The sequence below is a fragment of the Dyadobacter sp. HNCC25DJ184 genome (assembly GCF_056895215.1).
In genome coordinates this window covers 127,855-140,006 of sequence record NZ_JBXHAQ010000019.1, presented here as the reverse complement: position 1 = coordinate 140,006, position 12,152 = coordinate 127,855, and the positions used below count along the sequence as shown (strand labels likewise).

At 42.8% G+C, this 12,152-nt stretch carries 8 protein-coding genes; 4 read left to right on the top strand and 4 right to left on the bottom strand.

What is annotated here, in order from left to right:
- Positions 1-37: 37 nt before the first annotated feature.
- The 4 genes from AC1XUD_RS23790 to AC1XUD_RS23775 are packed head-to-tail and all read right to left on the bottom strand — an operon-like array spanning position 38 to position 4,798.
- On the bottom strand, positions 38-1,042 hold the full coding sequence (locus AC1XUD_RS23790) for an L-histidine N(alpha)-methyltransferase (protein WP_483363535.1): 1,005 nt from the start codon (positions 1,040-1,042) through the stop codon (positions 38-40).
- Positions 1,043-1,073: 31 nt separating this feature from the next.
- Positions 1,074-2,288 carry an ergothioneine biosynthesis protein EgtB gene (egtB, locus tag AC1XUD_RS23785; protein ID WP_483363534.1) on the bottom strand — a complete coding sequence of 405 codons (1,215 nt, stop codon included), beginning with the start codon at positions 2,286-2,288 and terminating at the stop codon, positions 1,074-1,076.
- The gene (locus AC1XUD_RS23780; protein ID WP_483363533.1) at positions 2,272-3,849 is read right to left on the bottom strand and encodes an ABC transporter permease/substrate-binding protein; all 1,578 of its coding nucleotides are present in this window, start codon (positions 3,847-3,849) and stop codon (positions 2,272-2,274) included. The genes egtB and AC1XUD_RS23780 overlap by 17 nt, the downstream gene beginning before the upstream one ends.
- Positions 3,842-4,798: an ATP-binding cassette domain-containing protein gene (locus tag AC1XUD_RS23775; protein WP_483363532.1), complete on the bottom strand. Its 957-nt coding sequence runs from the start codon at positions 4,796-4,798 to the stop codon at positions 3,842-3,844. Before AC1XUD_RS23775 ends, AC1XUD_RS23780 begins: the two co-directional genes overlap by 8 nt.
- A 465-nt stretch (positions 4,799-5,263) precedes the next feature.
- Here AC1XUD_RS23775 and AC1XUD_RS23770 point away from each other — a divergent pair, with 465 nt between their 5' ends.
- From AC1XUD_RS23770 to AC1XUD_RS23755, 4 genes are all read left to right on the top strand, one after another.
- The gene (locus tag AC1XUD_RS23770) at positions 5,264-9,145 is read left to right on the top strand and encodes a PAS domain-containing hybrid sensor histidine kinase/response regulator (RefSeq protein ID WP_483363531.1); all 3,882 of its coding nucleotides are present in this window, start codon (positions 5,264-5,266) and stop codon (positions 9,143-9,145) included.
- Positions 9,130-10,980 carry a tetratricopeptide repeat-containing sensor histidine kinase gene (locus AC1XUD_RS23765; RefSeq protein ID WP_483363530.1) on the top strand — a complete coding sequence of 617 codons (1,851 nt, stop codon included), beginning with the start codon at positions 9,130-9,132 and terminating at the stop codon, positions 10,978-10,980. Before AC1XUD_RS23770 ends, AC1XUD_RS23765 begins: the two co-directional genes overlap by 16 nt.
- A 75-nt stretch (positions 10,981-11,055) precedes the next feature.
- Positions 11,056-11,442 carry a response regulator gene (locus tag AC1XUD_RS23760; protein ID WP_483363529.1) on the top strand — a complete coding sequence of 129 codons (387 nt, stop codon included), beginning with the start codon at positions 11,056-11,058 and terminating at the stop codon, positions 11,440-11,442.
- A gap of 1 nt (position 11,443) precedes the next feature.
- Entirely contained in the window at positions 11,444-12,013 is a 570-nt protein-coding gene (locus AC1XUD_RS23755) for a DUF1572 family protein (RefSeq protein ID WP_483363528.1), read from the top strand.
- The last annotated feature ends 139 nt before the right edge of the window (positions 12,014-12,152 follow it).

Below are 12,152 nucleotides of genomic sequence, written 5' to 3'. Positions count from 1 at the left end.
TTTCGTCCCCTTGTTCCCTTTCCTCCTTTTGTTCCACTCATCCCTTCTTCCAAAGACTATCGACAAAATAATGTTTGCAATCCAAAAAATTCCGGATCAAAGAAAAGCCATTGGATCCCGCCATTTCGCTGATATTGGCCAGGTTATATTTTTGAGATAATTCTGTAAATATCAATTCATTACGATTGAAATGGTATGTTTTCCCAGTCGTTTTGAATGTCATTTTTTGATCATTCAGACTCGTAATATAGCTCTTGACCGCTCCGATGATCGGGTCATAATGGCAATAGAAATCAAATTGGTTAAGTTGGAAATTGGCGCCGCACTCACGGTTGATTCGTCTCAATAAGTTGATATTGAATTCTTTAGTGATACCATAAGGGTCATCGTAGGCGTTGCGGATTACTTTCGGATCTTTCATCAGATCCAGCCCGATCAGCAGTTTGTCATTGCTGTCCATCAGGTTACCGAAATGTTGTAATAGATGGTTGGCCTCTTGGTCCATATAATTACCCAAATTGCTCCCTAAGAATAAAAATAAATTGGGCAGGTAGCTGTGTTTCAGTTGATCATGAATCGTGAAATAGTCGCCGACAAAGGGCTGAATATCAAGCTCCGGTAAGCTTTGTTTCAAACTTTCCTCTAAAATTTGAATGGCTTTTTCTGAAATATCGACCGGTATATAAGTGATTTCTCGCCCCAGTTCCAGCAGTTTTTTTAATAATTGTTTAGTCTTGATTCCATCGCCGGCCCCGAATTCGACAATGTTGAAAGGTTCATCGAAATTCAAACTTTCGATGATCGCCTCCGATTGGAAAGATAAAATTTCAAATTCGCAGGCCGTTGGGTAGTATTCCGGCATCTGGATGATTTTTTGAAATAGCAAGCTCCCGTTATCGTCATATAAAAATTTTGAAGAGATATACTTGGAGTCGGCGGATAGTCCTTTATCAATTTCAATATTAAATTCTGATATAATGTTTTCAATTACAGCACTGTTGTCCGACGGATGAAAATCAAAATGTGGCGAACTATTATTCATAACGATTGTTGAAGTAGTCTTTAGTTAAAAGTTAGTCGACGAGGCGAATGCCCGTATACTGCCAACGATGGTGGGGGTGGAAAAAATTCCGGTACGTATGGCGACTATGGTTCGCAGGTGTCGCTACAGAAGCTCCTCGTAATACCATCTGATTAATCATAAATTTACCATTATACTCGCCCACAGCCCCTTCTGCGCGCTGAAAACCCGGGTAGGGGAGATAAGCACTATTTGTCCATTCCCAGCGGCTTCCCCATTTCAAATGCCGTGCCGCCACTTCCCATTCAAACTCAGTAGGTAATCGTTTCTTTTTCCACTGGGCAAATGCGGCCGCTTCATAATAACTGATATGAGCCAGAATCGAATCAGGTTCAACGGGTTCTAATCCTCGTAAGGTATATGTATACCATTGATTGTCAATTGAATGCCAGTACAATGGTGCGGTTATTTGATTTTCCAGAACCCAACTCCATCCTTCATCCAACCAGAGCGAAAAGTCCCGATATCCACCCGCTTCAATAAAAGCAATGTATTCCTCATTTGTCACAAGATTCTGATGAATTTCAAAGGCATGAAGGTACACTTTATGTTTTCCTAACTCATTGTCAAAACAAAAACTGTCTTCGCTGCGCTCATCATCCTGTTGGCCATTGTGCCCAATTTCATATACACCTTCGCTAATTCCAACTATTCCGAATGACGTATTTTTCTGGCTGGCGTCAACGAATTTGCTGTCGTAAACCGGAAAAATCGGGTTGTGACCAAGCAGGTATTTTATATCAGTCAATAACAATTCCTGATGTTGCTGTTCATGGTTCAAACCCAATTCCAGCAGTTGGAGAACATGCTCACTCATTGGCCCGGACAGCAGCTGGGCCATATTTTTGTCCACGAATTTTCGGTATTCATAAACCGTTTCCGTTGACGGCCGCGTAATATTTCCCCGGTTTGCTCTTAAAATCCTTTTTCCGACATGATTATAATAGCTGTTAAAAAGGAAACTGAAATCAGAATGAAATATCTCGTAATCAGGCAGATATGGGACGAGTATAAAAGTCTCGAAAAACCAGGAGGAGTGAGCCAGGTGCCATTTCGGTGGACTGATAAATGGAACCGGTTGAGGAACGTAATCCTCAGGTTGTAATGGACGACAGATAGCTTCCGTATGATTTCTGATAAGCTGATACTTTGTTATCAGATCCGGTTCAGTGATTTCAGCGAATCTGTTTTCAATGTCTTCTTGCATCGGTGGTGTAATGTTGAAGATCTGATATTTTATTGATTTTCAATTTATTAGAATCTTCTTTCCGCATCATTAGCGCATATGCGTTATTGAATCCAATCGGTTTTAGCCAGGTTATCTGATATCTTTTGTCGAATTCAGTTTTCACAAAATCATACACCTGTTGCTTGTCCCTCATAATATTTTTTAAAATTTGTTGCGTTGGCTGCAGAATCACTAACAATCCCGTTCCTGTATATTCCGGATACATATCGATTTCATCATTGGTAAGTGCATCAAAGCATATTTTTGTTCCCCCGAGTCCAGTTTTGGTATCAACTTTCAGATCCGTCGAACCTTCGATCAATAATTTGTACATATGAATAAGGATGTACTGTTCCCCGAAAATCTTCGATCCGAGCCTGATAGTTCCCTTATTACGTATTCCCGGGCTTTTTAGCAGACCCTTGCTTTTTAGAAAATCAGCAGCAGCATCTTCTGGTGATCGTTTCAGGTAATCGACCCGATAATTAAGTTCGGTCATGATGGAATCATTGATCAGCCCGGTCAACGCCTCCAAAGGAGCTATCAGTTCAGGGAAAGAGCGGAGTGTTTCATTTCTTACCATCGGGGCAACATAATATGGCGGGAAAATGTGCTTGTCATCTTCAAGTGTCACCAAATTAAATGCCTTCAATCTACCATCGGTGCTGTATCCGCTAATAATATCCAGATGTTTATCATACAAAGCCTGATACATGATGGCGTCGCTTAAAACGACTGTCGGAATCTTGAAGTCGTATATCGTGGTCAGTCCGAGATATCCGTCCTCTCTTCCCATAAACTCTGGTGTAAAACCTGCGAGAAACGTCTTTGAAGAATGATTGGCGATATAAAACGATGAAAGCAGGATGAAAGTAACAGGGAGAAATACCCAAGATTTAAGCGAAGATTTGAGACCCGATTTTTGAACCCTGCTGATTCCAAAATCAAAAACAACGGCAAGAAGGGCGGCAGGAATCGCGCCGGCCAATATCATATTACTGTTGTTAAGCGCTATACCTCCAAAGATAAACTCGCCCAATCCTCCTGCACCTATATACGCGGCCAAGGTTGCGACTCCGACATTGACGACCGCGGCGGTACGAATTCCGGCGAGGATGACCGGCATAGCGAGAGGAAGCTGGACCCGGAAAAGAATTTGCGATTTGTCCATACCCATCGCCTGAGCTGCTTCTATGATGGCCTTGTCGATGCCCGCGATACCCGTGTAAGTATTAAGGATAATGGGTAAAAGCGCATACATAAACAGTGCTGTGATAGCCGGTAGGACGCCGATTCCCAGAATTGGAATCATAAAACCAAGGAACGCAATGCTCGGAATCGTTTGGAATATACCCGCTATCGTTAGCACAACGGTGGCAGTTTTTTTTCTTTTCACAATAAAAATCCCCAACGTTCCGCCGACCACAATTGCGAGTATCAGCGAAAGGCAGGTGAGCCCCAAATGCGTGATCGTCTGGTCCAGCAATTTACCGGATTGCATTTTAATGAAATCATACAAACTTTGCTGTCCGTCAGTCATTTTGGAGCCTTAAATGTTGATATGCTTTCATGATTTGGGCCATATCAGCCGATCTCCGCTCACCCGCTTCATTTTGAATATTGACCGCTGTAAGATTTTCTTTTGAAATTAAATTAACTGTTTCCCAGATACTTATGTTTTTGGTAATGGTGACGACACCTTCCGCAGTTGTATCGGGAAGGGCATTCCATATATCTGAAAGACGCGTTATCGACAATTCCAGCGGCAACTTCTGACTTGCAAAGAAATCAAGGGTAAACTGACTATTGGGGCTGAAAATCAGGTCGCGAGCACTGCCCATCTGGACGATCTTTCCACGGTCCATCAACGCAATCCGGTCTCCGAGTTCAACCGCCTCTTTGATGTCGTGAGTTACCAACACGATAGTTTTCCCGCTCGACCTGATGATGTTTCCCATTTCCTTGCCAATATCTGCCCTCGTAATCGGATCGAGTGCGCCAAAAGGTTCGTCCATCAAAAGGATATCGGGATCGCCAATCAAAGCTCTGGCTAAGGCCACACGCTGTTTTTGTCCGCCACTAAGCTCGTGAGGATATTTCAGATGATATTCGTCAAACGGCAATCGGACTTGCTCCATGGTTTTGACGATATGGTGACGAATTTTTGATTTTTTCCAACTCAAGAGTTGTGGTAAAATACCGATGTTCCGCTCAACTGTATAGTGCGGAAAGAGCCCATCGTTCTGACTCACATACCCAATATTTCGTCTTAATTTTTCCAGATTCAGATGGCTTATATTCAGGCCATTAATTAGGATTTTTCCGCTGGTTGGCTCGATCAGCCGATTGATCATTTTCAACGTGGTTGTCTTTCCGGAACCACTTGTCCCTAGCAAAACCATGATACTTCCCTGTTCGACTTCGAACGAAATATCGTCCACGGCGCTCCTCCCGTCATAAGTCTTTAAAAGGTGAGAAGCCTTGATCATTGAAAGGGTTTTTGGACGTTAAAATATAGCCACTGACGGCAACAAATGTAACTTTTGCTACCGAGATAAGAAATATATAAAGTTATATAATTTTCGCTACAAGAGGGAAGAATAAATTCGCTTATATTATTCAGTTAAATTTGTCGGAGCTTAATACCCGTATATTGGGCACAATTCTGATCGTTAGAGGAAATGATACCGTTCACTGCGACCCGTTTGTATTTTATTTTGTATTTTAAGGATTTTGCGAATAGAAACTAAATTGTTTTAAACAGATTTTATAATTGGTTTTTATGGCAGTAAGTAGTTGGCTGAGGGTATGTAAAATTTTTATGACGCGCGATATACTTAAATGGTTGACACCGAAATTAAGGAATATGGAAAGTTTTAAGGTAAAGCCTGATATTAGAGTTAACTTGTTTAACGAAAATCAAAAATTGTTGATTTGTATATCAATTTCTGGAAATGAAATTTTTAAATGAGGAGCTAATCGCGTCAATTTCAAATGATGTCAACCTGTTTGATTTCGTTAATGAATTCGGCGAGGACGGATTGATCGTAACTTCTCCGGATGAGAGTTGCGGCTTTTGGGCCAACAAGCGTTTTATGAAGGTTGCATCTATCCGGGGAAATCACTCGTCCAGCTGGACTTCAATGAAGTTTCCCGGGTTGGCGGATATTATTATGAACTTACAGGCCGGGCTGCCATCTTTTGATATAGATCAAACTGGACCTGCCGTAAGAAAATTTGAATGTCAGGACGAACGCGGTGAACGCCATATTTTTACGGCCCATATCATTTTAGACTTTACCAAATCTACACGGAAATGGCTGTGGGCATTTCAAATTGCAGCTAAGGAGGAAGATCTTTCTCCTGACGTTTCCAAACTTTCACCGCAATCCGCATCCTATCTCGAGATTCTTCTGAATAATATCACTGACGTTGTTATTTCGATTTCGACGGACGGTTTTTTTACTTACATATCCCCCAGTTGGACAAGACTTTATGGATATTCAGCAGAGGAGACTGTTGGTCGGTTTTTTGGTGAGCTCGTCCATCCTGATGACATCGGCAAGTGCTTCGACGCACTTAGGATAACTCAGGAAACGGGTATTCCTCAAGCCCCGGTGGAGCATCGGATACGGCATAAGAACGGTACCTGGTTTTGGAGCTCTACCATGTCAAGTATCGATAATCTTACCGGCGAGATTATTCTTACCAGTCATGATATCACCGAACTCAGAAATTCGCAGAAACGTTTGCGGGAATTAGCACTTGTCGCTTCCAACACGATTGATGTCACGATTATTTGTGACCGTGAGGGAATAGTGACCTGGGTAAATGATGCGTATCAGAAGACATCCGGTAGGTCACAAAATGAAATTTTAGGGCAAAAATTAATCGATATATATAAGCAGGAGCCTGTCAATCAGCATTTTGTGCAAGTTGTAGGGGCTGTTTGCAATGACCCGAAAACCGCGACAGGAGAGGCACTTGCTTACCGGAAAAACGGTGAGCCTTATTGGGTTTCAGTAGCCGTGACGCCCGTCTATGATGTGAAAGGAATTTGTACAAATTACATTGTGATCGAAAGAGATATCAGTCAGTCGAAAAAGCAGCTGGAGCAATTGAGGGCTACGCGCGAAAGGCTGGTACAAACCAACCGGATAGCCAACATTGGTGGCTGGGAAATTAACTTTTTAAATAATAAGGTTTACTGGTCTTCCATTGCGCGCAAGCTCCTTGAATTGCCACAGGACATCACAACGGATCCGGACTTCATAACGCAACTTTTTAAATCCGTTGTTGATAAAAAGCTTTTTGAACGGCTGCTTGCTACCAAGCAATGCGATGACGAAAAATGGGATAGAATGGTCGAAGCGATTACCTTTCTGGGAAGGCCGATATGGGTTAGAGTAATTGGTGAGATAGAGCGGAAGGATGGCATTTGCCAAAGAGTATATGGGACGGTTCAGGACGTGACCGAAATTAAGCTTGCCGAAAAGGATATGAATAATTCGGCGCTTTTACTCAGGCGCTTGAGTGACCAGGTGCCGGGGTCAATGTACCAGTTTCAACTCTACGACGACGGAACCACGGATTTTCCATACTTTTCGAAAGGGCTCAGAGATCTGTTCACCGGTCCGGATGATAGTGGGTCGTCCAGCTTTTTTCTTTCAAATATCCATCCCGAAGATCTCCAGGTTTACGTTCAAAAGCTTCGACTTTCGAAAGAGTCGTTGAGCAAATGGGAAATGGACTTCAGAGTGGTGTTGGCAGACGACAGTGTAGTCTGGCTTCGCAGTGAGTCTCAGCCTGAGCGTCTGGAAAACAGCTACTTATGGAGTGGTTATCTCAGAGAAATAACCGCGACTAAACTCAAGGAAAGAGAGATACTGGAGTCGGAGGCCAAGTTCAGAAGTTTGTATAATAATACTAACGATGCAGTTATATTATTTGATCGTAATGGCATTCTTGATTGTAATGCTTCCGCTTTGAATGCCTTCGAGATAGAAAGACTGGAAGAGTTTTCGGTGCAGGATTTCACGTCTGAACTTTCACCGGAGGGTGACTCAGATGCTTTCTTCCAATCTCTTGCCAGCCGCATCACTTATTCAAAACGCGCTTTTTATGAAGGTACTTTTTTTAAAAAGAGCGGCCAGGCGTTTGAGGCAGAGGTGCTGATCAGCAAAATTACATTTAATAGAAATGAGCTTTTTCAGGCAGTAATAAGGGACATTACGGTCAGGAAGCTTGCCGAAAAATCTCTGCAGCTCGCTATTGATCAGGCCGAAGCTGCCAGTAAATCCAAGTCAGAGTTCCTGGCCAACATGAGTCATGAAATCCGAACTCCCCTGAATGGTATAGTAGGGTTTACTGATTTGTTGATGAAAACCAATCTGGATAGTACTCAGAAACAGTATATGAGCATGGTTCTGGGTTCGGCAAATACACTTCTGGACATTATAAATGACATTCTGGACTTCTCAAAAATAGAGGCAGGTAAGCTGGAACTGGTCAATGAAAAGACGGATTTGCTGGAGCTCTGTAATTTGGTAGGAGATATGGTGAACTATCAGGCCAGCACAGAGAAGGTCGAGATGCTGATCAATATTTCTCCGGACATCCCTCACTACATATATACAGACCCGATACGTTTAAAACAAATATTGATCAACCTGCTTGGAAACGCCATCAAGTTTACCAAAAAAGGAGAAATTGAACTGAAAGTTGAGAAAATTACCGATCTGCCCGACTGTTTTATTCAGCTGAGATTTTCAGTTCGTGATACCGGTATAGGTATAGCGCCTTTGCACATGGAGCGCATATTTGAGGCCTTTTCTCAAGGTGATTCGTCAACAACCAAGCGTTTTGGAGGCACAGGACTTGGGTTGTCGATATCAAACAGACTTCTCGAGCTGATGAATAGCAAAATGGAGCTGGAAAGTGAATTTGGAACGGGTAGCAGATTTTGGTTTGATGTGGTTTTTGAATGTGTGGCCGGGGGAGATCTTTTCGAATGGACCAACCAGGAGGGTATCGGTACGGTGCTCATCATTGCCGAAAATCCATCTAATGGAAGAATACTGAGCAATATGCTTTACAATAAGGAGATCAGCTCTTTTAATGTTACAACGCTCGCTGAGGCAAAAAACATACTTTCGTCGCACAGGGAGATTGATGCGGTGATTATGGATTACAAACTCAAGGAAGAAAAAGGAAGTAATCTTATCAAAAAGGTGCTCGCTTTGGTTAAGGAGCATCAGGGCTCTGAGAAGCCTGTTATAATCATGAACAGCTCCACGGAGGATGAAGTGGCTGGTGTAGTGGCCGGTAGGTTAGGCGTCAAAAATCGCCTTATAAAGCCAGTGAAAATCAGGGATATGTTCCAGGCGCTTTCTGCTATCGGGCTGGAAAGGAGAAACGGAACAGACTCGACTGAGGACTTGGAAGAAACCAGTGAGCCTGATTATAATTATACCATTCTTATTGCCGAGGATCAAGCGATCAATATGCTTCTTGCCACCACAATGATCGGAAAGATTCTGCCTGGAGTCAAAATATTGACCGCTTTGAATGGTAGGGAAGCGGTCGAACAGAGTATAAGAGAAATGCCGGACTTGATTTTTATGGATATTCAGATGCCGGAGTTGAATGGTTATGAGGCATCCCGGGAAATATCAACCGCACTGAAGGGAAAATCCATACCGATTATTGCCTTAACTGCTGGGACGGTAAAAGGTGAACGGGAAAAGTGTCTGGCGGCGGGGATGGTCGACTATGTGGCCAAACCTTTTGTGAGGGAAACCATTGAGAAAGCGCTTAAAAAATGGTTGATCAAATAAGCATTAAGTTGTTTAGAAATAGTCGATTACGGGTAATCCTTTTAGGTTTGAGTCTGTGTTCTGCGTTGGTAAATTGTCAGCGCGAAAAAGACACAGAAAAAGAGGCCATTAACCATCATCTGCAAAGCCAAAAAGATAGCCTTATAGCTCAAGCCGAAAGATTTATCTTCCTTAATCCTGACTCGCTTCGGTATATCGCCGAACACCTTCTCAAGGCAGGCATTGCTACCCAGGATTTTCAATCGATTGTAAAGGGTGAACGATACAAAGCGCGTGCTTTGTGGAGTTTGGGTAATCATGCAAAAGCGATGGATGCGGCCATTGAAGCGTTGAAGGATGCTGAAAAATGGCAAATCAAAAAGGAAATTCCCGAGATATATGCAGTGATAGGTAACCTGCACAAGGAAAAAGCCAATTACAAAATGGCTCTTGAAGCTGCGGGAAAAGGAATGACGACGGCAGTTGAGCTAAAGGATACGGCGTCGATGATCTATATGAACCGACTTACAGCGATGTTTACTCAGGGAATGGGGGCTGATAGGAGAGACACAGCCATGATCATTAAATCCCTCAATATGCATCTCGACGGACTTAAACTGGTCGAAAGCTCCGATAAGTTCGAGTCTTCAAAAATTGCTTACTATAATAATATGGCTCAGGTGTATGTCAAGCTGGGTGAATTGGATAAGGCATATGGGTATGTAAATCAGGCAATTACCTTGGCCAAGAAGTATAATCAGCAATTTTCGTTAACTTACAGTTACACGTGGCTGGGTCAGATATATGCCAGGAGAGGAGACGAGAAGCAAGCGGTTTATTATATGGATCAAGCCCTGAGAATTTCGCGGGAATTGAAACACAGTTTTCGGGAAATGGAGGTGAATCTGCATAAATACAGGGTGCTGAAGGAATTTAAAGATTATGAGGAGGCACTTGTATCTTTTTCGAGGTACAGTGAGATCAGAGATTCGTTGCGAGTGCTTGAAAATACCCGTCAGCTCGCCGAAATTGAGATCAAGTATAATACAGATCAAAAAGACAAGCAGATATCGATATTGAATAGTATCAACCGTGAAGTTTCGCGTCGGGCTTCCTGGGCGTTTGCCGTCTTGTGTGTACTTGTGATTTTGTTCGTAGCGGTCTTGATTCAATATCTGATCATTTCTAAAAGAAATAAGTTGCTGGCCGACAGGAATGAGGTGATCAACGCACAATCAGAAAAAATGCAGATTCTGATGCGGGAATTGCACCACCGGGTTAAAAACAATTTACAAATTGTATCAAATCTCCTAAGTATGCAAGCCTCAAAATTAAAAGATGAAGAGGCGCAAAAGAGTATAAAAACCGGGCAGCAGCGCATTGAAGCGATGTCGTTGATTCATAGGAGTTTGTATGGGCATGAGGATGTGAGCAAGGTGAATATGAAAAACTATATCAGCGAGCTGGTAGAAAGTATCATGCAGGGTTTTGGTTTGGAACCTGATGAAGTCCATTTGAATATACATTGTGAGGTTCAGGATTTGGATATTGATACCGCGCTTCCTGTTGGAATGATTATAAACGAGTGGGTTACCAATGTTTTTAAGTATGCTTTTACCGACATAAAAGGACCTAAACTAGATTTGTTTCTGGAAATGGGAGGAAGTCTTCAGGTAGAAATTCGTGACAACGGAAAAGGGATGGATCTGGTGAAATGGGAGAAGCCAAACGACTCATTCGGCATCAGAATTATCAAAGTACTGGTGCGACAACTGGATGGAACATGCGGCGTTTCAATATCAAATGGAACGGTTTTTAAATTAGATATCCCTGTCCCTCAGTTAAAAGCAGCATAAAGATTATGAAAAGTAACTCAACGTCAGGAAAAAATGGTTATTTATGTAACCGTTTTTTAATATAATGAAGGCGAAATGAAAATTTATAAGATTCTGATCGTGGAGGACGAAGGCATACAGGCTATGGCATTGGAGGATTCTTTGACCAGAAGCGGATATAGTATCGCAGGGGTGGTGGACAACGCCATTGACGCACTGAATGTGATGGCAACTGAGGATGTCGATTTGGTAATTCTGGATGTGAACATCAAAGGTGAGTTGGATGGCATCGAAACCGGAATTGGGCTGAAAAAACAAAAAGACGTTGCCATCGTTTTCTTGACGGCATACGTCGATTCGTCAACCAGATCGAGAGCGGAAGAGATTGAGCCTGACGCTTTTCTGACAAAACCATATCGTGAAAGTAAGTTGCTGGATGTGATCGAAAGCGTGCTCACAAACCGAAATCCCAATTCAAATTAAAATGCGAAGCACTTTTCTGACAAGTACCCGACAACAATTTGAGTACTATAAATCGCTTGGTGACAAGACAATAGCTCAACTATCCGACGACGAGCTGTTTTTTCGCCCTTGCGAGCAATGCAACAGTATAGGCATGATTGTCAAGCATTTGTGGGGTAATATGCTCTCGCGATGGACAGATTTTCTAAACTCCGATGGGGAAAAGGAATGGAGGGGTCGCGATGGGGAGTTTGAGGATTCGATCAACAATAGATCAGATTTGTTGCAAAAATGGGACGAAGGCTGGAAGTGTTTACTGGACGCGATTGACGGCCTGAACGACAGCCATCTGGAGCAAATTATATATATCCGGAATCAGGGACATACGGTTACCGAAGCCCTGAATCGACAGTTGGCCCACTATTCGTCTCACGTCGGACAGATCATGCTGTTAGGGAAAATGCAACGGAAGGAAAACTGGATTTCCCTTTCTATTCCAGCCGGGGGGAGCAAAAATTACAACACGGAGAAATTTTCAAAACCCCAACATCGGGAGCATTTTACGGAAGAGTATATTAGGCCAAAGGAGTAGCCAGGTAGTCTTTGGAGAGTTTGTGAGTTTTTTTGGTCAGGCGTTGCCTGGAAATAGTCATTTGTTTTGAGATTTGAAACTCCTGCGCCATAGCGGTTCTGGCCGCACGTCGTTAACCTTTAGCCGTTTGACCATTAAC